Genomic DNA, 19810 nt, shown 5'->3' with positions numbered 1-19810 from the left:
TCAGGCGGCCCAGTGGCCGCGGCTGCGGTAGACGTCGCGCAGCACGCCGACGTGATCGGTCATGATGCCATCCACACCAAGATCAAGTAACTCGTGCATCTCGGCAGGTTCGTCGATCGTCCAGACGTGCACGTGCAACCCCAGCCCGTGCGCGTACGCCAGGAACCGGCGGTCGACCACCGGCAGCCGGCCGTAGCGCGGCGGCACCTGCACCGCCACCACCGACGGGTGCAGCCGCACCGGCCGTCCGTGCAGCGACGCCACCCGCAGCCGGGCCACCCCGCGCGCGCCCAGCCCCGTGGCGACCCGCCCGTGCGTGGCCGCCCGCAGCCGGGCCAGCCGGGCGTCGCTGAACGAGGCCAGCAGCACCCGGTCGCCGGCGGCGACCCGATCGAGCGCGGCGACGGTCGGCGCGATCGCCCCGTCGGCCTTCACGTCGACGTTGAACCGCACCTGCGGCCACGCGCCGAGGACGTCGTCGAGGCGCGGCACCACGGCGGCCCCGCCGACGCGCACCGACGCCAGGTCAGCCCAGCGCAGATCCGCGATGCGCCCCGGCTGCCCGGTGACCCGCCGCAGGGTCGCGTCGTGGAACACCACCGCGACCCCGTCGGCGGTGGCGTGCACGTCGGTCTCGACGTACCGGTAGCCCAGGCCGACGGCGCGGGCGAACGCCTCGGCGGTGTTCTCGTCGCCGTGGGCCGCGCCGCCGCGGTGGGCGAACGCCAGCGGCGCGGGCGCGTCGAGGTAGGCGGAGGGGGAGGGCACGCCCGGCAGTATGCCCCGCCGGGTGACCGGCAGGTGAGCGGCCCGCCACCCCCACGCGTCAGGGGCGTCAGGGCAGCCGGCGGCGGTGCGCCCGGGAGGTGTCGACGGGACGGCCCGGGTCCACGTGGCGCGGCACGTCGGGCTCGTCGGGGCGCAGCGGCACCAGGGCGTCGGTGATCGCGTCGATGATCCGGTCGGTGACCCGCCGGGCCGCGCCCGGCGCGTCGGCGGCGACGTCGCCCAGCACTACCGGGTCGCCGAAGTGCACCCGCAGCACCGGCCGCCGCCACACCGCCCGGGCCACCGCCCGCAGCATGCCCTTCGGCGCCCGGTACGGCAGCACCTCGTGCGAGCCCCACTGGGCCACCGGCACCACGGTCGCGCCGCTGGCCAGGGCGAGCCGGGCGGTGCCCGTCTTGCCGCGCTCGGGCCACAGGCCCGGGTCCAGCCCGATGCGGCCCTCCGGATACACCAGGATCACCGACCCGGCGGCCACGGCGCACGCCGCGTCGTCCAGGGCCCGGTGCACGGCGGCGGTGCCCCGGTCGACGCGCAGGTGCCCGGCGCGGCGCATCGCCGCCCCCAGCAGCGGGGCGCGGAACAGCCCGCCGGTGGCCATGAACCGGGGGGAGACGCCGCGGGCGCGGCAGGCGGCGGCCAGCACGAGCGGGTCGAAGGGGCTCAGGTGGTTGGCGGCCAGGATCAGCGGCCCCCGGCGCAGCCCTTCGGGCACGTCGCCGGTGACCTCGAGGCGGGCCAGAGCGCCGACGACGGCGCGGGCGAGCAGCTGGGCGCCGCGCCAGATCAGGGGCGGGCGCCAGCGGGCGGTGGGCGTGTCCATCAGCGGTCGATGGTCGCACGCCCGCGCCAGGCCCGGGGGGACAGGGGAGTGCGCCGGCGGGGGCCGCCCGGCCGAGGTGATCAAGGTCATTGGTCCCGGGCCGGGTCGGGACCTCCGCCCCTGCCGGATCTTCTACGACGACGAGTAGTATCTACTACGTCTCGTAGTATGAAAGGCTGGGGGTTCCAGGTGGACGCGTTGGACGTCGCCCGCTGGCAGTTCGGTGTCACCACCGTCTACCACTTCCTGTTCGTGCCGCTGACCATCGGCCTGTCCGTACTCGTCGCCATCCTCCAGACCATGTGGCACCGCACCGGCAACGAGCGCTACCTCAAACTCACCAAATTCTACGGAAAACTCTTCCTCATCAACTTCGCCATGGGCGTCGTCACCGGCATCGTCCAGGAATTCCAGTTCGGCATGAACTGGAGCGACTACTCCCGCTTCGTCGGCGACATCTTCGGCGCACCCCTGGCCATCGAAGCCCTCGTCGCCTTCTTCCTCGAATCCACCTTCATCGGCCTGTGGATCTTCGGCTGGGACCGACTGCCCAAACGACTGCACCTCGCCGCGATCTGGGCCGCCGCCATCGGCACCAACCTGTCGGCCTACTTCATCCTCGCCGCCAACTCGTTCATGCAGAACCCCGTCGGCTTCCGGATCAACCCCGACAGCGGCCGCGCCGAACTCACCGACTTCGTCGCCGTCCTCACCAACAAGGTCGCCCTCGTCACCTTCCCGCACACCCTCGCCGGATCGTTCCTCGTCGCCGGCTCCCTCGTGACCACCGTCGGCCTCTGGCACGTCATCCGCAACCGCGGCAGCGCCGACACCGGCGCATACCGCTTCGCCACCACGTTCGGCTCCTGGGTCGTCCTGATCTCCTCGGCGCTCGTCCTGCTCACCGGCGACATCCAAGGCAAGATCATGACCGAGGTGCAGCCCATGAAGATGGCCGCCGCCGAAGGCCTCTACACCACCGAGAGCCCCGCCTCGTTCTCCGTGCTCACCGTCGGCAGCCTCGACGGCAGCCGCGAGGTCTTCGCCCTCAAGATCCCCTACCTGCTGTCATTCCTCGGCACCGGCGACCCCAACGGCACCGTCCAGGGCATCAACGACCTCCAGGCCCAATACGCCACCCAGTACGGCCCCGGCAACTACGCCCCCATCATCCCCGTCACCTACTGGAGCTTCCGCTTCATGATCGGCTTCGGGCTCGCCGCCGCCGCGATCGCCCTCCTGGTCCTCTGGAGCCAACGCAAGGGCCGCACCCCCACCAGCCGCTGGCTCCTCCGCGCCGGCCTGGTCATGCCCGTACTGCCACTGCTGGCCAACTCCTTCGGCTGGATCTTCACCGAAATGGGCCGCCAACCCTGGATCGTCTTCGGCGAAATGCTCACCCGCAACGGCGTCTCCCGCACCGTCTCCCTCACCGAAGTCCTCACCTCCTTCACCGCCTTCACCCTCATCTACGCCACCCTCGCCGTCATCGAATTCAAACTCCTCCTCCGCTACGCCAAAGCCGGCGTACCCGAACTCAGCCCCGAACCCGAACCCACCGACGACGACACCGAGCGCCCGCTCGCCTTCGCCTACTGACCCGGAGCCCCACCGTGGAACTCACCACCATCTGGTTTCTCCTCGTCGCCGTGCTCTTCACCGGCTACTTCATCCTCGAAGGCTTCGACTTCGGCGTCGGCATGCTCCTGCCCGTCCTCGGCCGCGACGACCGCGAACGCCGCGTCCTCATCAACACCATCGGCCCCGTCTGGGACGGCAACGAGGTCTGGCTCATCACCGCCGGCGGCGCCATGTTCGCCGCCTTCCCCGAGTGGTACGCCACCCTCTTCTCCGGCTTCTACCTGCCCCTGCTGCTCATCCTGCTCGCCCTCATCGCCCGCGGCGTCGCCTTCGAATACCGCCACAAGCGCCCCGAACCCACCTGGAAACGCCGCTGGGACCAGGCCATCTTCTGGGGCTCCGCCATCCCCGCCGTCCTGTGGGGCGTCGCCTTCGCCAACATCTTCCGCGGCGTACCCCTCGACGCCGACCACGAATTCGTCGGCGGCCTCACCGACCTGCTCCACCCCTACGCCCTCCTCGGCGGCCTCACCACCCTCGGCCTCTTCCTCACCCACGGCGCCGTCTTCCTCGCCCTCAAGACCACCGGCGACATCCGCCACCGCGCCCGAAACCTCGCCCTCAAACTCGGCGTCGGCACCGCCGTCGTCGCCGTCGCCTTCCTCAGCTGGACGCTCACCATCCGCGCCAACACCCCCGCCATCGCCCTCGCCGCCGGCGCCGCCATCGCCCTCCTCGCCGGCCTCGCCGCCGCCCGCGCCCGCCGCGAAGGCTGGGCCTTCACCGGCACCGCCCTCGCCATCGCCCTCGCCGTCGCCACCCTCTTCACCGCACTCTTCCCCAACGTCATGCCCTCCACGCTGGACCCCGCCGGCACCCTCACCGCCACCAACGCCGCCTCCACCCCCTACACCCTCAAGATCATGACCTGGGTGGCGGTCATCTTCACCCCCATCGTCCTGGCCTACCAAGGCTGGACCTACTGGGTCTTCCGCAAGCGCATCGGCATCGCCCACATCCCCACCCACTGACCACCCACCCCGGGGCCGGCGCGACTCCCCACGCGCCGGCCCCACACACAAAACCGCCCCCGCCGCACACAGCGACGGGGGCGGAGGACCAACACCATCAACCCGCCTCGCGCAACTCCGCCAACCGCGCCTCGATCTCCGCCAACTCCGCCCGCAACTTCTCCGCCTGCTGCTCCGCCTCCGCCCGCTCCGCCGCCAGAATCTGCTCCACCGCCTCCTGCACCCCCGGAACATCCACCAACGCCACCATCCGCAACGCCTCCGCCGGCTTCACCACATACGGCTTCGCCAACGCCTTCGCACCCTGCTGCGCCGCCACCGTCCACTCACCATCCGCATACGCCAACGTCACCGTCAACCCCGCCGGCCCCTTCGGCTTCACCACCTTCGCCGCCTTCACCGGCCTACGCGCCGGCTTCACCTCCGCCAACTCCTGCTCCTGCTCCACCCTCGGCTCCTCCCGCCGCTGCGCCGGCACCCGCGGCGTGTCCAACACGAACTCCGGCTCCACCACCACCGGCTCAGGATCCGGCTCCGGCTGCGCCTCCACCGCCACCGCAGCCGCCTTCCGACCCGCCCCCCTCGGCGCCACCGCCACATCAGCGGGGGAGAACGGCAACTCGTCACGCCCGAACCGCACCACCACGAACTCGTCCGACACCGCCGGATCCGTCAACTCCACCACCTGACCCACCTGACCAGCGATCTGACCAGCCGACGAGGTGAACACCACCCTCGGCTTCCGGCCAGCCGCCAATGCCTCCCGGATGCTCTGCACCTCGTCAGTGGACAAACCCTGGCCCGCGGCAACCATCACAACCCTCTTCCGTACACCTGTTTGATCCTGCCTTGATACCAGCCCACCCCGACACCCCGAAGATCAACCCCCCAACGCCCGCAACGCCCGATCCGCATGCTCGTTCATCCCCAACTCGCTGTGCACCACCTCCACCACCCGCCGATCCACACCGATCACGAACGTCATCCGCCGCGTACTCAACGGCCCCAACGGCAACCGCCGCAACACCCCGAACCGCCGCGCCACCACACCGTCGACATCCGACAACAACGGATAGTCGAACCCGTGCAACCGCGAAAACTCCGCCTGCCGCTCCACCGCATCCCGACTGATCCCCACCCGAGACGCACCCACCGCCGCGAACTCCGCCGCCAGATCACGGAAATGACTACTCTCCGCCGTGCACCCCCGCGTCATCGCCGCCGGATAGAAGAACAACACCACCGGCCCCGACGCCAGGAACTCCGACAACCGCCGCGACGCACCCGTCTCGTCCGGCAACTCGAAATCCTCGACCAGGTCACCGACCCGCACACCCGCCACCACAACCCCCTCGCCACGAACCGACGCCGGCAGCGTAAGCGATCACACCCGCCCAACGCCCCCACCCCACCGGTAACGTCACCACCACACCCGGGGGAGGAGCACCCGATGCAACCCGTCACCATCGTCACCGGCGGCAGCCGCGGCATCGGCGCCGCCACCGCCCGCCGCCTCGCCCACGCAGGCCACCACGTCGCCATCGCCTACCGCCGCGACCACACCGCCGCCACCGATGTCGTCGCCGACATCCAGGCCACCGGCCGAAACGCCATCGCCGTCCAGGCCGACACCACCGACCCCGACGCCGTCACCCACCTCTTCGACACCGCCGCCACCCTCGGCCCCCTCACCGGCCTGGTCAACAACGCCGGCGTCACCAGCCCCATCGGCCCCATCACCGACCTGCGCGCCGAAGACCTACGCCACGTCGTCGACGTCAACCTCATCGGGTACGTCCTCTGCGCCCAACAAGCCGCCCGCCGCCTCACCCGAGGCGGCGCCATCGTCAACGTCTCCTCCGCCGCCGCCACCCTCGGCAGCCCGGGGGAGTACGTCCACTACGCCGCCGCCAAAGCCGCCACCGACACCCTCACCATCGGCCTCGCCAAGGAACTCGCCCCCCACGGCATCCGCGTCAACGGCGTCGCCCCCGGCATCATCCGCACCGACCTGCACGCCCTCTCCGGCGCACCCGACCGCGCCGACACCGCCGCCGGCCGCATCCCACTCGGCCGCGCCGGCGAACCCGACGAGATCGCCACCGCCATCGCCTGGCTGCTCAGCCCCGAAGCCAGCTACGCCACCGGCACCGTCCTACGCGTCTCCGGCGGCCTCTGACCAGCACACCCCACCCACCGACACGGCGTGGGCCGCCACCCCAGACCGAGGTGGCGGCCCACGACACCCACGTCAGCCGGCCGACTTCTCCTGGCACGGCACGCAGAAGCGGGCGTACGGCACCACCTCCAGCCGCTGCACCGGAATCGCCCGCTCGCACCTCTCACACACGCCGTACCCACCCTCGTCGATGCGCCGCAACGCGTCGGCGACCTGCTCGACGCCGCGCCGGGCGGCCACCACCAGCGCCGCCCGGGTGTGCGCCTCGCCCGGGTCGCCCGTGTCGGCGTTGAGCTCGGTCAGTTCCCGCAGCCGCGCCGTCTGCGTGGCGAACTCGTCCGCCAGCGACACGCGGAGCTCGGCCAGCCACTGCTGGTCGACGGTGCGATGATCCAGACTCATGGTCGATCCTTCCGATCAGAAACCCGGGAACAACGAGAAACCCGGGAAAAAGAAAAAGGGCCGAAGCTCTACGGCTTCGCCCTGGCGGTCGTTTCGGGGAGGGGACCGCCGCCGGAGGGCCACGGCCGGTCGGGCTCGGCAGCCCGTACGTCACCACCGCGCTCGCCTGGCAGACGACGACCGACGCGGCCGGGACGACCGCACAGCGCGCGACGCGCGCCCGCGTCACGGACGTGACGGCGGGCGCACAGGTCGACGGCGGGTACATCGGACCAGCATAGGTTGATCATCAGGGGGAAGCCAGCGGTAATGGTCACGCCCGGCGGTGATTCGATAATGTACATTATGTCAAGTTGGCCGGTCGGGGCTCCTCCGAGAGGGGTCGAGCCGTGTGCCGGGCGGCCCGCCGGTAGCCGCCGCCCGGCATCCGCCCGTGGCCGCCGCCGGTCGCCCTGTCCCGCGCCCCGGTCGCCGTCGGCGGCGCCCACCCGGGCCCGGTGATCATCCTCGCCGGGTCGCCTGCAGGCCGGCCGCCGCGTCCCGGCCCGCCATCCAGGCCCGGCGGAGACGTCTTCGCGGCCCGCGCGGGTCGGGACCGACCGACGCCTCCGACAGCGCCAACGCCGGCTCCCGTGTCGACCAGGCCGGGCAGATCGTCCCGCTCCCCCCTCGCGGCGGGTCGCCGCGAACCCGAGAATCATGCATAATGTCCCTTATGCATGACAAACAGGACGAATCAGTGACGAGCCTCGTCGAGGAGTTCCTGACCGCCCTGGCGACGCGCAAGCCGTCCCCGCACACCCTCGCGGCGTACCGGCGGGACCTGCGGGCGGTGGCGGCGCTGGCAGCGGAGGTCGTCACCCCGGCCCTACCGGCGGCCGAGGCGCTGGACGTCGCCGCCCTCTCCCCCAGGGTCATGCGGGCCGCGTTCGCCCGGTTCGCCGCGCCCCGCGCCGTGGCGTCGGTGCACCGTGCCTGGTCGACGTGGAACAGCTTCTTCTCGTTCCTGGTGGCGGAGGGCGTGGTGGCGGGCAACCCGATGCCGGCGGTGGGCCGTCCCCGCGCCCCGCTCCCCCAGCCCAAGCCGCTGCGCGGTGAGGACACCCCGGAGCAGCTGCTCGCGGCGGTGTCCCGGGAGGACGGCCGGCAGCGTGATCCGTGGCCGGAGCGGGACGTGGCGGTGTTGGCGTTGGCGCTGTGTGCGGGGCTGCGCCTGGCGGAGTTGTTGGCGCTGCGGGTGGCGTCGCTGGCGGGGCGGCCGGGTGAGCGTCGGGTGGAGGTGGCGGGCAAGGGGGGTCGGCCGCGGGTGGTGCCGGTCGAGCCGGAGCTGGACGGGGTGCTGGTGGCGTATCTGGAGAGTCGGGCGCGGCGGTTCGGGTCGCGGTCGGTGCGGCCGGAGTCGCCGTTGCTGGTGGATCGGCAGGGTGAGCCGTTGCGGCGGGGTGGGTTGCAGTATCTGGTGGAGTCCTGTTATCGGCGGGCGGGGGTGGCCGATCGGGTGCCGCGGGGGGCGCGGTTGCACGCGTTGCGGCACACGTTCGCGACGCGGTTGGCGGAGGACGGGGCGAGCGCGGCGGAGATCATGCGGTTGTTGGGGCATGCGTCGTTGGCGTCGTCGCAGACGTATATCGAGGTGACGGCGGGTCAGCAGCGGGCGGCGGTGCGGTCGAACCGTACGAATCGGGTGTTGGGGGGGTTGGTGGCGGCGCGGGGGGACGTGGGGTGAGGGGTGGGTGGGGCAGGATGGGGTGGTACGCGACTGGCGGCACCGGGGATGGGTTTGACCATCGGGGAGCTCGTCGTGGGGGTCGTCCGCCTGGGCCCCTGCGGGCGGGGTGGTGTCATGTCCTCTTCCGTGGATTCCGTGGGTGTGGCTCGGTTGTTGCCGGGTGGGCCGGTGGCGGATCGGGTGTTGGGTGAGGTGGCGGCGGAGGTCGTCGCGTTGCGGGCGGCGGGGGTGACGCCGTCGTTGGCGACGGTGTTGGTCGGTGACGACGATGCGAGTGTCGGGTACATCCGGATCAAGCAGCGGCTGGCGTCGGAGTTGGGGTTCGTGTCGCCGCATGTGCGGTTGCCGGCGTCGGCGTCGCAGGTGGATCTGCATCGGGTGATCGAGGATTTCAATGCCGACCGTGGGGTGCACGGGGTGTTGGTGCAGCATCCGGTTCCGGGTGGGCTGGATTACGGGCGGGCGTTGCAGGTGCTGGATCCGGACAAGGATGTGGATGGGATGCATCCGGTGAGTCTGGGGCGGTTGGCGTTGGGGTTGCCGGGGCCGGTGCCGTGTACGCCGGCGGGGATCGAGGCGTTGTTGGCGTTTCACGGGGTGTCGGTGGCGGGTCGGGAGGTGGTGGTGCTGGGTCGGGGTGCGACGTTGGGGCGGCCGTTGGCGATGTTGTTGGCGCAGAAGCGGGCGACGGCGAATGCGGCGGTGACGGTGGTGCACACGGGGGTGGCGGATTGGCCGCGGTTTGCGCGTCGGGCGGAGGTGTTGGTGGCGGCTGCGGGGGTGCCGGGGATCGTGCGGCCGGAGCATGTGCGGCCGGGTGCGGTGGTGGTGGGTGGTGGGGTGCGGTATGCGGGGCGGCGGTTGTTGCCGGATGTGGATCCGTCGTGTGCGCGGGTGGCGGGGGCGATCACGCCGCGGGTGGGTGGGGTGGGTCCGACGACGGTGGCGATGTTGTTTCGTAATGCGGTGGGGGCGGTGCGGCGGGCGGTGGGTGGTTAGCCGAGGTCGACGAGGAGGGGGCGGTGGTCGGAGATGGTGGAGAGGGGGGTGGCGGTGGCGGTGACGGGTGGTAGTCGGTGGCGGAGGTGGCGGTCGGCGAGGATGTGGTCGAGTTGGATGCGGGGGTGGGTGGCGGGGTAGGTGGGGCGGCGGGCGAGGGGGGTCCAGCCGGCGATGAGGCGGGCGGGGGTGGCGGGGAGGTTGAGGTCGCCGAGGAGGATGCGGGGGGCGGGTAGGGCGCGGAGTGCGCGGACGGTTTGGCGGAGTTGGTGGGCGTTCCAGCCGGGGACGAAGGAGAGGTGGGTGGCGGCGACGGTGATGTCGCCGTGGGGGGTGTCGAGGACGGCGGCGAGGACGACGCGGGGTTCGTCCTGTAGGAGGAGGAGGCCGCCGTCGGGTCCGGGGATGTAGACGGGTGAGCGGACGGGGGCGGGTTTGAGGCGGGTGACCTGCCAGGTGCGTACGGGGTGGCGGGTGATGAGGCCGATGCCGTAGCGGGGTTCGCCGTGTCCGTCGTCGTCGTGGCGGAGTGGGCGGAAGTGTTCGCCGGGGGTGCCGACGAGGGCGGCGGCGAAGCGGTGTTCGGGTGCGTGGAGGGCGTGGGCGGCGATGGTGGTGAGGTCGTGGTTGCCGCTGCGGGTTTGGTCGCGGTCGACTTCTTGCAGGGCGAGGACGTCGGCGTCGAGGGCGGCGACGGCGGCGGTGAGTCGGTGTGGGTCGACGAGTCCGTCGGTGAGGGATCGGCCGTGGAGCAGGTTGAAGGTGGCCAGGCGCACTCTGTGCAGCCTACGTGGGTGAGGGGAGGGTGGTGGGGTGCTGAGGATGTTGGTGTGTTCGATGGTGGTGTTCGTGGTGGTGGGTTGGGTGGGTGTGTGGTTGCGGCGGCGTCGGGGGTTGTGAGGGTGGTGCCGGGCCGGCGTGCGGTGGGCGCGCGCCGGCCCGGTGGGGTGGGTCAGGCGTGGCGGACGACGTCGTCGTAGTCGAGGCGGGGCAGGCGGGGGAACCAGGCGTCGGGGCCGGGCTTGCCGATGTTGACGACGAGCAGGGAGCGCCAGCTGCTGTCGGTGAAGAATTCGCGGTCGACGCCGACGGCGTCGAAGCCGGCCATGGGTCCGGCGGCGAGGCCGGCGGCGCGGACGGCGAGGAGCCAGTAGGCGATCTGGAGGGTGGCGTTGAAGCGGGCCATGGTGTCGCGGGCGGCGGGGTCGGCGGCGAGGCCGTCGCGCAGTTCGGGGCGGATGGGGAAGATGCGGGGGATGTGGTCGTGGAAGTCGGTGTCGGCGGCGAGGACGGCGACGACGGGGGCGTTGGCGGTCTTGGTGCGGTTGCCTTCGGCCATGTGGGTGAGGAGGCGGTCGCGGGCGTCGCCGGGGCGGATGTAGAGGACGCGGAGGGGCTGGGTGTTGGCGGCGGTGGGTGGGTACTTGGCGAGGTCGAAGATGGCGCGCAGGTGTTCGTCGGTGACGGGTTCGTCGGTGAAGGTGTTGGCGGTGCGGGCGTCGGTGAAGAGTTGGGCTTGGGCGTCGGGGTGGAGGGTGATCGGGGTTGTGGTGGTGTCGGTCATGGTGTCCTCCAGGGGTGTGGGGTTGTTGCTGCGCCTACGGTAGCAGCTAGCTTTTTCAAAGCTGCTGTGGTCGTGGTGGATGCCACGTATCCTGGGGTCATGACGCTGCGCTCCCCCGCCGACGAGGCTCCCCGTGTGTGTGACCGGGGTCTGACGCGGGCGTTCGCGTTCCTGGGTAAGCGGTGGAACGGGGTGTTGCTGGGGACGCTGGGGCTGGGGCCGGCGGGGTTCGCGGAGTTGGCGCGGGCGTTGCCGGGGATCAGCGAGTCGGTGTTGTCGGACCGGTTGGGCGAGTTGGTGCGGGTGGGGTTGGTCAGTCGCACGGTGCGGGAGGGTCCGCCGGTGGGGGTCAGTTACGAGCTGACGGAGCGGGGTGCGGCGGTGTTGCCGGCGTTGGACGCGTTGGCGCGGTGGGCGCACGAGAATCTGCCGGCCGAGGGGTGCCGCTGAGCGGGTTGGTGCGTGCCGAGCACGACCGTGGGTTGTTGGGTCGGCTGCTGGGTCGGGATCCGGCGTTGCACGCGTACGAGTTGGGTGATCTCGACGACTTCTTCTGGCCTTACACGTCGTGGTTTCGTCGTGGTGGGCAGGTGGCGTTGCTGTATCACGGTGCGGTGCCGCCGACGCTGTTGGCGTTGGCCGGGCCGGGTGGGCGGGCGGAGTTGGCGGGGCTGTTGGCGGATCTGACGCCGGTGTTGCCGGCGCGGCTGCACGCGCATCTGTCGCCGGGTCTGGTGGCGGCGGTGGGTGGCGGGTTCGACGTCGGTGGTGGTGTGGGGCACGTGAAGATGGCGTTGACGGATCGGGCCCGGTTGGCGGGGGTGGTGGCCGAGGGGCGGCCGTTGACGGTGGCGGACCTGCCGGAGTTGCGGGGTCTGTACGCGGTGGCGTATCCGGGGAACTGGTTCGACGCGCGGATGCTCGACACGGGCCGGTATGTGGGGGTGCGTCGGGGTGGTGCGCTGGTCGCGGTGGCGGGGGTGCACGTGTATTCGCCGACGTGGCAGGTGGCGGCGTTGGGGAACGTGACGACGCATCCGGGGTTTCGGGGGCGGGGGTTGGGTGCGGCGGTGGTGGCGACGTTGTGTGGGCGGTTGGTCGGTGAGGTGGAGCATGTGACGTTGAACGTGCGGGGTGACAACGTGGCGGCGTTGCGCCTGTACCGGGGGTTGGGGTTCACGGCGGTGGCGGAGTACGGGGAGTACACGTTGACGGCCCGGTTGGGCTGAGGGCGGTGGCGGTCAGCGGCGGGGTGTGTCGAAGCGGCCGGCGCGGATTTCGCGCAGGGCCTTGCGTCGGGTGTCGCCGCGCAGGGTGTCGACGTAGAGGCGGCCGTGGAGGTGGTCGGTCTCGTGTTGCAGGGCGCGGGCGAGGAATCCGCTGCCGGAGATGGTGAGTGGTTCGCCGTGCTGGTCGAAGCCGTGTGCGGTGGCGTGCAGGGCGCGGGGGGTCGGGAAGTAGAGGCCGGGGATGGACAGGCAGCCCTCGTCGTCGTCCTGGGTGTCGTCGGACAGTTCCAGGGTGGGGTTGATCATGTGGCCGCGGTGGCCGTCGGCGTCGTAGACGAAGACCTGGGCGGGTACGCCGATCTGGTTGGCGGCGACGCCGGCGCGGCCGGGGGCGCCGAGGAGGGTGTCCATGAGGTCGGTGACCAGGGCGCGGAGGTCGGCGTCGAAGGTGGTGACCGGCTCGCAGGCGGCGCGTAGCACCGGGTCGCCGATGATCCGGATGGGCCGCATCGTCATGTGATCAGGTTATCGGTTGGTGAGGGCGGCGCGGACGGGGTGGGCCTTGGCGGCGGCTTCGGCGACTTCGGCGTCGGGGTCGCTGTCCCAGGTGATGCCGCCGCCGGCCCAGGTGTGCAGGTGATGGGCGTCGGCGGCGGCGGTGCGGATGGTGAGGCCGAGGTCGAGGTGGCCGGGGGCGATCCAGCCGAGGGCGCCCATGGCGGCGCCGCGGCCGACGGGTTCGCAGGTGGCGATGACGTCGCAGGCGGCGAGTTTGGGTGCGCCGGTGACGGAGCCGCCGGGGCAGATGGCGTGGAGCAGGTCGGCGAGGCCGAGGCCGTCGGCGGGGGCGGCGGAGACGGTGGATTCGGCCTGCCACAGGTCGCACCAGCGGCGTACGGCGAACAGTTCGTCGACGGTGACGGTGCCGGTGGCGGCGACGCGGGCGAGGTCGTTGCGTTCCAGGTCGACGATCATGATGTGTTCGGCGCGTTCCTTGGCGGAGGTGAGCAGTTCGGTGCGGCCGGCGGGGGTGGCGGGGCGGGTGCCTTTGATGGGGCGGGTGACGAGGCGGCCGGCTTCGACGGCGATGAGGGTTTCCGGGGAGGCGCAGCCGATGGCCCAGCCGGGGCCGTGCAGGGTGCCGCCGTAGCGGGCGCCGGGTAGGCGGGCGAGTCTGGCGAGGGCGGGGTGGGGGTTGCCGGTGTAGGGGGCGGCGGCGTGGCCGACGAGGTTGGTCTGGTAGACGTCGCCGCGGCCGATGGCGGCGCGGACGGCGGTGACGGCGGCGGCGTGTTGGTGGGGGGTCCAGCTGGGGGTCCAGTCGCCGACCCACCAGGTGGTGTCGGGTGGTGGTGGTCCGGTGGGGTCGGTGGCGGTGTGGTCGTAGACGACGATGGCGAGGTCGGGCAGGGCGGGGGCGGGGGTGGGTGCGCCGGGTGCGGCGGCGGTCATGGTGGCGGCTGCGGCGGCGGAGAGGTAGAGGGCGGCGCCGCAGGGGCCGTCGGGGCGGTGGGTGGCGGGGCGGGTGAGGTCGTCGGCGCCGAGGCCGTGGGCGGTGAGGAAGTCCTGGGCGAGGGCGGCGGGGTCGCCGCCGTCGGTGAGGCGCCATTCGAGGCGGTCGCGTTCGGCGAGGCGGTCGCGGCAGTGCGCGGGGGCGGCGGGGGCGTCGACCCGCCTCAGTGGGAGCGCTTCCACGCCGTCCGGCCCATTCCGCCTCGTCCGTTCAGTGGATTTCCCGGCAACATGGCGTGAACCTGCTCGATGCGGCTCACTGTAGCTTGGTACTGTGCGTCACTGGTCATGTGAACCATGACACAGTGCCCCCACAGTCCGGAGAACCCGATGTGCCAGCACCAACCCACCTGCCCCTCCGCCGAAGCGACCGACCGGGAAGCCGCCCGGATCCTCGCCTGCTTCCCTGAGCAGGGCTGGAGCCTGCTCTGCAACGGTGTCATCGTTTTCGAGGACACCGGCGAGCTCCTTCCCGACGGCAGCACCATCGCCCCCCACCGCGGCCCCGCCCGACACGCCCTCGTGGCCTGACCGTTCACCCAGCGTCAACCTGACGCACACGTCGACCTCAGGCTAGTCCCCGCTGTCGGGGCCGCCCTCCCCAGGTCGACGCACCGGCCGGGGCGGCCACGTGCACCGCCCCGGCGTCGCGCGCAGGTCCTCGAACCGCTCCACTGCCCCGCGCGCCCGCGGCGCTCAGTCCTCGAACGCCTCCGGCGCCGGACACGAACAGACCAGGTTCCGGTCGCCGTACGCGCCGTCGACGCGCCGCACCGGCGGCCAGTACTTCCCGGCCCGGTCCACGCCCACCGGGTAGCCACCCACCGACCGCGGATACGGGTGCGGCCACTCGTCGGCCGACACCATCGCCGCCGTGTGCGGCGCGTTGGCCAGGGGGTTGTCGCCGGCCGGCCACCGCCCCGACGCCACCGCGTCGATCTCCGCCCGGATGGCGATCATGGCGTCGCAGAACCGGTCCAGCTCGGCCAGGTCCTCGCTCTCGGTCGGCTCCACCATCAGCGTTCCCGCCACCGGGAACGACATCGTCGGCGCGTGGAACCCGTAGTCGATGAGCCGCTTGGCCACGTCGTCGACGCTGATCCCCGCCGCCTTCGTCACCGGCCGCAGGTCCAGGATGCACTCGTGCGCCACCAGGCCCTTGTTGCCCGCGTACAGCACCGGGAAATGCTCCCGCAGCCGCGCCGCCACGTAGTTCGCGGCGAGCACCGCCACCCCCGTGGCCCGGGTCAGGCCCGCCGCGCCCATCATCCGCAGGTATGCCCACGGGATCGGCAGGATCCCCGCCGACCCGTACCGGGCGGCCGAGATCACCGGCCGGCCGTCGCCGCCGTCGCCGCACGGGTCGCCGGGCAGGAACGGGGCCAGGTGCTGCCGCACCGCCACCGGACCCACCCCCGGCCCGCCACCACCGTGCGGAATGCAGAACGTCTTGTGCAGGTTGAGGTGCGACACGTCCGCGCCGAACCGGCCCGGCTTGGCGAACCCGACGAGGGCGTTGAGGTTCGCCCCGTCGACGTACACCTGGCCGCCGGCGTCGTGGACCTTCGCGCACAACTGCCCGATGCCCGTCTCGTACACCCCGTGCGTCGACGGGTACGTCACCATGATCGCCGCGAGCGCGTCCCGGTGCTTGTCGATCTTCGCGTCGAGGTCGACCAGGTCGACGTTGCCGTCGTCGTCGCAGCCCACCACGACCACCCGCATCCCCGCCATCACCGCCGACGCGGCGTTCGTGCCGTGCGCCGACGACGGGATCAGGCACACGTCGCGGTGCCCCTGCCCCCGGTCGGCGTGGTAGGCGCGGATCGCCAGCAGCCCCGCCAGCTCCCCCTGCGACCCGGCGTTGGGCTGCACGCTGACCGCGTCGTAGCCGGTCACCTCCGCCAGCCACCCCTCCAACTGGGCGATCAGCTCGCGGTAGCCGGCCGTCTGCGACGGCGGCGCGAACGGGTGCACGTGGGCGAACTCCGCCCAGCTCACCGGCTCCATCTCGGTGGTCGCGTTCAGCTTCATCGTGCACGAGCCCAGCGGGATCATGCCCCGGTCCAGGGCGTAGTCGAAGTCCGCCAGCCGCCGCAGGTAGCGCAGCATCGCCGTCTCGGAGCGGTGCGCGCCGAACACCGGGTGGGTCAGGAACGCCGACGTGCGCGCCAACCCCGCCGGCCACGCCGCGTCGACGGCGCCGTCGAACGCGGGCACCCCGAACGCCGCCCACACCACCGCCAGGTGCGCCGCGGTGGTCGTCTCGTCGCACGAGACCCCCACCCGGTCGGCGTCGACCAGCCGCAGGTTCACCCCCCGCCGCTGCGCGTCGGCGACCACCTCAGCGGCGCGGCCCGGCACGGTCGCCACGACCGTGTCGAAGAACGCGACGTCCGCGACGCCCACCCCGCCCGCGCGCAACCCGGCCGCGAGCCGCGCCGCCATGGCGTGGGTACGCCGCGCGATCGCCCGCAGCCCGTCGGGGCCGTGGTAGACGGCGTACATGCCGGCCATCACCGCCAGGAGCACCTGCGCGGTGCAGATGTTGCTGGTCGCCCTCTCCCGCCGGATGTGCTGCTCGCGGGTCTGCAACGCCAGCCGGTACGCCGGGTTGCCGGCGGCGTCGCGGGACACCCCGACGAGCCGGCCGGGCAGCATCCGCTCCAGGCCGGCGCGCACCGCCAGGTAGCCGGCGTGCGGGCCGCCGAAGCCCATCGGCACCCCGAACCGTTGGGTGGTGCCGGCGGCGATGTCCGCGCCGATCTCCCCCGGCGCGCGCAGCAGCGTCAACGCCAGCAGGTCCGCTGCCACCGTCACCAGCGCACCGGCCGCGTGGGCCGCCTCGACCAGCGGCGTGTGGTCGCGTACGGCCCCTGACGCCCCCGGGTACTGCAGGTGCAGGCCGAAGAACTCCCCCGGCAGGTCGTCGGCGTCCAGATCCACCACCCGCACCTCGATGCCCAACGGCTGCGCCCGGCTGGTGATCACGGCGACGGTCTGCGGCAACGCGTCGGCGTCGACCACGTACACACTGCTGCGGGACTTCGACGCCCGCCGGGCCAGGGTCATCGCCTCCGCCGCGGCCGTGGCCTCGTCGAGCATCGACGCGTTCGCCGTGGCCAGCCCCGTCAGGTCCGTCACCATCGTCTGGAAGTTCAGCAGCGCCTCCAGCCGGCCCTGGCTGATCTCCGGCTGGTACGGCGTGTACGCCGTGTACCAGGCCGGGTTCTCCAGCACGTTGCGGCGGATCACCGCCGGGGTGTGCGTGCCGTGGTACCCCAAGCCGATCATGGACACGGCGACGGTGTTGCGGCCGGCGATCTCGCGCAGCTGCGCGAGGGCATCGTGTTCGCTGGCCGGCTCCGGCAGGTCCAGGGTGCCGTGCCAGCGGATCACCTCGGGGATCGCCGCGTCCATCAGCTCGTCGATCGAGTCGTAGCCGACGACGTCGAGCATGCGGCGCTCGTCGTCGCCGTCGGGGCCGATGTGGCGGGCGGCGAACTGCTCTGCGGTCATGGGCGGCGCTCCCCGGGGTGAGGTCGACAGGTCGGCCTCCCCCTGAGTCGCACCCCGGGCAGGGCGCTCCACAGTGCCTGCCCACGTGGTCCTTCTGCCTGAGAGGTTCCGGGGAGGAAGCTGCCCCTTCGGCGCCGCCCCGAACAGCTCGGGCGGTCTCTCCCACGCGGGGTACCGGCACCGACCACGCTACCAGCGCCACCGTTTCCGGCGGATGTCGTCCCCGGCGGGGATCACCCGCGCGTAACCGCGGCGTCGGCGCCCGACACGGCCAGGGGCGCGCGGGTGGTGAGGCGGTCGGCGAGTTCCGGCAGCACCCCGCCCAGCGGGGCGTCCACGCGCACGGTGGCGTACCCGTCGCCCCGGGTGGGCCCCTGGTTGACGATCGCCACCGGAATGCCCTGTTTCGCCGCCCGGATCACGAACCGGCGCCCCGACATCACCGTCAACGACGAGCCGAGCACCAGCACCGCCCGGGCCCGCTGCACCAGGTCGAAACACGCGGCGACCCGCGCCGGCGGCACCGTCTCCCCGAAGAACACCACGTCCGGTTTCAGCATGCCGGTGCGACACCGCTCACAGTCCACCGGCCGGAACCGGGCCACCTGCGCGTCGGGCAGGTCCACGTCACCGTCCGGGTTGACCGCCGCCACCGCCGCCGAGAACCCCGGGTTCGCCTCCCGCAGCCGCCGGTCCAGCTCCTCGCGGGCGGTGCGGTCGCCGCAGTCGAGGCACACCACCGCGTCGAGACTCCCGTGCAGCTCCACCACCGGCGTCGACCCGGCGGCCGTGTGCAGACCGTCGACGTTCTGCGTGATCACCGCGTCGACGAGGCCGGCGTGCTGCAACCGGGCCACCGCGGCGTGCCCGTCGTTGGGCGCCGCCCGGGCGATCGTGCGCCACCCCAGGTGGCTGCGTGCCCAGTAGCGGCGCCGCGCCGCCGGGTCCCCGGTGAACGCCTGGAACGTCATCGGGGTGTGCCGGCGGGCCACGCCGCTGGGCCCCCGATAGTCGGGGATGCCCGAGTCCGTCGACAGGCCGGCGCCGCTGAGCACCACGACACCACCGCCGGCGAGCAGGCCCGCCACCGCGTCGATCGTCTGCGTCACGTCGTCCATGCTGCCTCGGCGTGCGTCGCGGCGGCGACCGCCGGCCCCGTGACGCTGCTCGCCACCGCTGTGCGGGTCGCGAACCCGGGGCGGGGTCAGCCCGCCCGGCGGCGCGCCCGGCGGGCCGCCAACTCGTCCTGCACGGCGTCGTCGCCCGCCGCCCCCGGCGCCGGCTCGGCCGGCTCCGCCGGCAGGTGCGACAACGAACCCTCGATCTCCTTGAACGCGCCGCCGATGGCGATGCCGAACACGCCCTGGCCGCCCTGCAACAGGTCGACCACCTCCTCCGGCGAGCGGCACTCGTACACCGTCGTGCCGTCCGAGATCAGCGTGATGCCCGCCAGGTCGGCCACCCCGCGCGAGCGCAGCGCCTCGATCGCCTTGCGGATGTTCTGCAACGACACCCCGGCGTCCAGCAGGCGCTTCACGACCTTCAACACCACCAGGTCGCGGAACGAGTACAACCGGGACGTCCCCGAGCCCGAGGCGTCCCGCACGCTCGGCACCACCAGCGTCGTGCGCGCCCAGTAGTCCAGCTGCCGGTAGGTGATGCCCACCGCGTGGCACGCGGTCACACCCCGGTAGCCCACCGCACCGTCACCCTCAGTCGCCGGCCCCGCCGGCACCACACCCGTCTCCTGCGCTTGCGTGCCAGGCTCGGGATCTCGCGGCTCGTGCATCCGGACCAACCTCCCCGCCAGTGCGGTGACACGTCGCATCCGGGACGTGCACCCCTCGACACGGCAACCCTATAGCGCCCTTGAAGAGTTACCGCGCAGGAACGGTCGCGACACGCCGCGCAGCCACGGCAAAGATCACCGACACGCCGGCAGGTCACCCACAGTGACCACCATCCGGTGGGTCGGGAAACGCGGTCAGCCCGCGAAGTCCTCCGGACGCACCTGCTCCAGGAACTCGCGGAACTTCTCCACCTCGTCCTCCTGCTCGTCCGGGATCACGATCCCCGCCTCGGAGAGGACCTGCTCGGCACAACGAATCGGCGCACCGACCCGCAACGCCAACGCGATCGAATCACTCGGCCGCGCCGACACCCGCACCCCGTCGTCGCCGATCAGCAGGTCGGCGTAGAAGACGTTCTCCTTCAGCTCGGTGATCTCCACCGCCCGCAGCGGCGCCTGCAGCGCCGCCAGCACGTCCCGCAACAGATCGTGCGTCAACGGCCGGGCGGGCTTGACCCCCTGCTGCTCATACGCGATCGCCGTCGCCTCCACCGCACCGATCCAGATCGGCAGGTAGCGATCCCCCTCGACCTCCCGCAGCAGGACGATCGGCTGGTTGCTGGGCAGCTCCACCCGAACCCCGACCACGCTCAGCTCGCGCACCGCC

General features: G+C 72.3%; 21 protein-coding genes and 1 riboswitch. Of the genes, 8 read left to right on the top strand and 13 right to left on the bottom strand.

All coding sequences use genetic code 11. The features are described 5' to 3' along the window. Both LPA42_RS01845 and LPA42_RS01840 read right to left on the bottom strand, forming a co-directional pair. Complete coding sequence (locus tag LPA42_RS01845; RefSeq protein WP_077940321.1) at positions 1-768, bottom strand: glycerophosphodiester phosphodiesterase; 768 nt, start codon at positions 766-768, stop codon at positions 1-3. 67 nt (positions 769-835) lie between these two features. Then, complete coding sequence (locus tag LPA42_RS01840; RefSeq protein ID WP_077940320.1) at positions 836-1609, bottom strand: 1-acyl-sn-glycerol-3-phosphate acyltransferase; 774 nt, start codon at positions 1607-1609, stop codon at positions 836-838. A 189-nt stretch (positions 1610-1798) separates the two neighbouring features. On the opposite strand from LPA42_RS01840, the gene LPA42_RS01835 reads away from it, so the two are divergent. Then, on the top strand, positions 1799-3208 hold the full coding sequence (locus LPA42_RS01835; RefSeq protein WP_198956783.1) for a cytochrome ubiquinol oxidase subunit I: 1410 nt from the start codon (positions 1799-1801) through the stop codon (positions 3206-3208). Positions 3209-3222: 14 nt separating this feature from the next. Next, a complete protein-coding gene (gene cydB, locus LPA42_RS01830; protein WP_228986259.1) occupies positions 3223-4221 on the top strand; it encodes a cytochrome d ubiquinol oxidase subunit II in 999 nt (332 codons plus the stop codon). 97 nt (positions 4222-4318) lie between these two features. Here the strand turns inward: cydB and LPA42_RS01825 are convergent, their stop codons facing one another. Continuing rightward, on the bottom strand, positions 4319-5035 hold the full coding sequence (locus LPA42_RS01825; protein WP_077940317.1) for a hypothetical protein: 717 nt from the start codon (positions 5033-5035) through the stop codon (positions 4319-4321). A 66-nt stretch (positions 5036-5101) separates the two neighbouring features. After that, on the bottom strand, positions 5102-5554 hold the full coding sequence (locus LPA42_RS01820) for a peroxiredoxin (RefSeq protein WP_228986258.1): 453 nt from the start codon (positions 5552-5554) through the stop codon (positions 5102-5104). 117 nt (positions 5555-5671) lie between these two features. Here LPA42_RS01820 and LPA42_RS01815 point away from each other — a divergent pair, with 117 nt between their 5' ends. Further along, positions 5672-6400 (top strand): SDR family NAD(P)-dependent oxidoreductase, encoded by a 729-nt coding sequence (locus LPA42_RS01815; RefSeq protein ID WP_091286253.1) that lies wholly within the window; start codon positions 5672-5674, stop codon positions 6398-6400. Between the two features lie 72 nt (positions 6401-6472). Here the strand turns inward: LPA42_RS01815 and LPA42_RS01810 are convergent, their stop codons facing one another. Further along, positions 6473-6802 carry a TraR/DksA C4-type zinc finger protein gene (locus tag LPA42_RS01810; RefSeq protein ID WP_043969132.1) on the bottom strand — a complete coding sequence of 110 codons (330 nt, stop codon included), beginning with the start codon at positions 6800-6802 and terminating at the stop codon, positions 6473-6475. Positions 6803-7517: 715 nt separating this feature from the next. Here LPA42_RS01810 and LPA42_RS01805 point away from each other — a divergent pair. Next, positions 7518-8528, top strand: a complete 1011-nt coding sequence (locus LPA42_RS01805; RefSeq protein WP_228986257.1) for a tyrosine-type recombinase/integrase — start codon at positions 7518-7520, stop codon at positions 8526-8528. 117 nt (positions 8529-8645) lie between these two features. Next, complete coding sequence (locus LPA42_RS01800; protein ID WP_228986256.1) at positions 8646-9530, top strand: bifunctional 5,10-methylenetetrahydrofolate dehydrogenase/5,10-methenyltetrahydrofolate cyclohydrolase; 885 nt, start codon at positions 8646-8648, stop codon at positions 9528-9530. Here LPA42_RS01800 and LPA42_RS01795 read toward each other — a convergent pair. Then, a complete protein-coding gene (locus tag LPA42_RS01795; RefSeq protein WP_228986255.1) occupies positions 9527-10306 on the bottom strand; it encodes an endonuclease/exonuclease/phosphatase family protein in 780 nt (259 codons plus the stop codon). The genes LPA42_RS01800 and LPA42_RS01795 overlap by 4 nt on opposite strands. Positions 10307-10482: 176 nt before the next feature. Beyond that, the gene (locus tag LPA42_RS01790) at positions 10483-11094 is read right to left on the bottom strand and encodes a malonic semialdehyde reductase (RefSeq protein WP_228986254.1); all 612 of its coding nucleotides are present in this window, start codon (positions 11092-11094) and stop codon (positions 10483-10485) included. 99 nt (positions 11095-11193) lie between these two features. Here LPA42_RS01790 and LPA42_RS01785 point away from each other — a divergent pair, with 99 nt between their 5' ends. Both LPA42_RS01785 and LPA42_RS01780 read left to right on the top strand, forming a co-directional pair. Continuing rightward, the gene (locus LPA42_RS01785; RefSeq protein WP_043969645.1) at positions 11194-11544 is read left to right on the top strand and encodes a helix-turn-helix domain-containing protein; all 351 of its coding nucleotides are present in this window, start codon (positions 11194-11196) and stop codon (positions 11542-11544) included. An 8-nt stretch (positions 11545-11552) separates the two neighbouring features. Next, positions 11553-12323, top strand: coding sequence for a GNAT family N-acetyltransferase (locus tag LPA42_RS01780; protein ID WP_228986253.1), 771 nt, complete (start codon positions 11553-11555; stop codon positions 12321-12323). A 12-nt stretch (positions 12324-12335) separates the two neighbouring features. Here LPA42_RS01780 and def read toward each other — a convergent pair whose 3' ends face one another. Then, the gene (gene def / locus LPA42_RS01775) at positions 12336-12839 is read right to left on the bottom strand and encodes a peptide deformylase (protein WP_077940314.1); all 504 of its coding nucleotides are present in this window, start codon (positions 12837-12839) and stop codon (positions 12336-12338) included. 9 nt (positions 12840-12848) lie between these two features. Continuing rightward, positions 12849-14018, bottom strand: coding sequence for a chorismate-binding protein (locus LPA42_RS01770; protein ID WP_228986252.1), 1170 nt, complete (start codon positions 14016-14018; stop codon positions 12849-12851). Positions 14019-14165: 147 nt separating this feature from the next. Between LPA42_RS01770 and LPA42_RS01765 the strand changes: the two genes are divergently transcribed. Next, positions 14166-14366, top strand: coding sequence for a DUF5999 family protein (locus LPA42_RS01765; RefSeq protein WP_074476393.1), 201 nt, complete (start codon positions 14166-14168; stop codon positions 14364-14366). 165 nt (positions 14367-14531) lie between these two features. Here the strand turns inward: LPA42_RS01765 and gcvP are convergent, their stop codons facing one another. From gcvP to LPA42_RS01745, 4 genes are all read right to left on the bottom strand, one after another. After that, positions 14532-17354, bottom strand: coding sequence for an aminomethyl-transferring glycine dehydrogenase (gcvP, locus tag LPA42_RS01760; RefSeq protein ID WP_077940311.1), 2823 nt, complete (start codon positions 17352-17354; stop codon positions 14532-14534). A gap of 76 nt (positions 17355-17430) precedes the next feature. Continuing rightward, positions 17431-17529: riboswitch (glycine riboswitch) on the bottom strand. Positions 17530-17587: 58 nt separating this feature from the next. Further along, entirely contained in the window at positions 17588-18472 is an 885-nt protein-coding gene (locus LPA42_RS01755) for an NAD-dependent protein deacetylase (protein ID WP_077940310.1), read from the bottom strand. Between the two features lie 86 nt (positions 18473-18558). Continuing rightward, the gene (locus tag LPA42_RS01750) at positions 18559-19143 is read right to left on the bottom strand and encodes a MerR family transcriptional regulator (RefSeq protein ID WP_043969120.1); all 585 of its coding nucleotides are present in this window, start codon (positions 19141-19143) and stop codon (positions 18559-18561) included. Positions 19144-19338: 195 nt separating this feature from the next. Continuing rightward, on the bottom strand, positions 19339-19806 hold the full coding sequence (locus LPA42_RS01745) for a bifunctional nuclease family protein (RefSeq protein ID WP_043969119.1): 468 nt from the start codon (positions 19804-19806) through the stop codon (positions 19339-19341). Positions 19807-19810: the final 4 nt, after the last annotated feature.

The organism is Micromonospora sp. DH13, from assembly GCF_020873825.1.
In the GTDB taxonomy this organism is placed as follows: domain Bacteria; phylum Actinomycetota; class Actinomycetes; order Mycobacteriales; family Micromonosporaceae; genus Micromonospora; species Micromonospora haikouensis.
The sequence above is the reverse complement of the archived record's forward strand: the minus strand, read 5'-3'. Positions and strand labels throughout refer to the sequence as shown.

Excerpts from the sequence above, each read along its gene's own strand:
- LPA42_RS01840 (WP_077940320.1), bottom strand. The coding sequence starts at position 1,609 with ATGGACACGCCCACCGCCCGCTGGCGCCCGCCCCTGATCTGGCGCGGC.
- LPA42_RS01805 (WP_228986257.1), top strand. The coding sequence starts at position 7,518 with ATGCATGACAAACAGGACGAATCAGTGACGAGCCTCGTCGAGGAGTTC.
- LPA42_RS01765 (WP_074476393.1), top strand. The coding sequence starts at position 14,166 with ATGTGCCAGCACCAACCCACCTGCCCCTCCGCCGAAGCGACCGACCGG.
- LPA42_RS01750 (WP_043969120.1), bottom strand. The coding sequence starts at position 19,143 with ATGCACGAGCCGCGAGATCCCGAGCCTGGCACGCAAGCGCAGGAGACG.
- LPA42_RS01790 (WP_228986254.1), bottom strand. The coding sequence starts at position 11,094 with ATGACCGACACCACCACAACCCCGATCACCCTCCACCCCGACGCCCAA.
- LPA42_RS01815 (WP_091286253.1), top strand. The coding sequence starts at position 5,672 with ATGCAACCCGTCACCATCGTCACCGGCGGCAGCCGCGGCATCGGCGCC.
- def (WP_077940314.1), bottom strand. The coding sequence starts at position 12,839 with ATGACGATGCGGCCCATCCGGATCATCGGCGACCCGGTGCTACGCGCC.
- LPA42_RS01810 (WP_043969132.1), bottom strand. The coding sequence starts at position 6,802 with ATGAGTCTGGATCATCGCACCGTCGACCAGCAGTGGCTGGCCGAGCTC.
- LPA42_RS01800 (WP_228986256.1), top strand. The coding sequence starts at position 8,646 with ATGTCCTCTTCCGTGGATTCCGTGGGTGTGGCTCGGTTGTTGCCGGGT.
- gcvP (WP_077940311.1), bottom strand. The coding sequence starts at position 17,354 with ATGACCGCAGAGCAGTTCGCCGCCCGCCACATCGGCCCCGACGGCGAC.
- LPA42_RS01755 (WP_077940310.1), bottom strand. The coding sequence starts at position 18,472 with ATGGACGACGTGACGCAGACGATCGACGCGGTGGCGGGCCTGCTCGCC.
- LPA42_RS01825 (WP_077940317.1), bottom strand. The coding sequence starts at position 5,035 with ATGGTTGCCGCGGGCCAGGGTTTGTCCACTGACGAGGTGCAGAGCATC.
- LPA42_RS01785 (WP_043969645.1), top strand. The coding sequence starts at position 11,194 with ATGACGCTGCGCTCCCCCGCCGACGAGGCTCCCCGTGTGTGTGACCGG.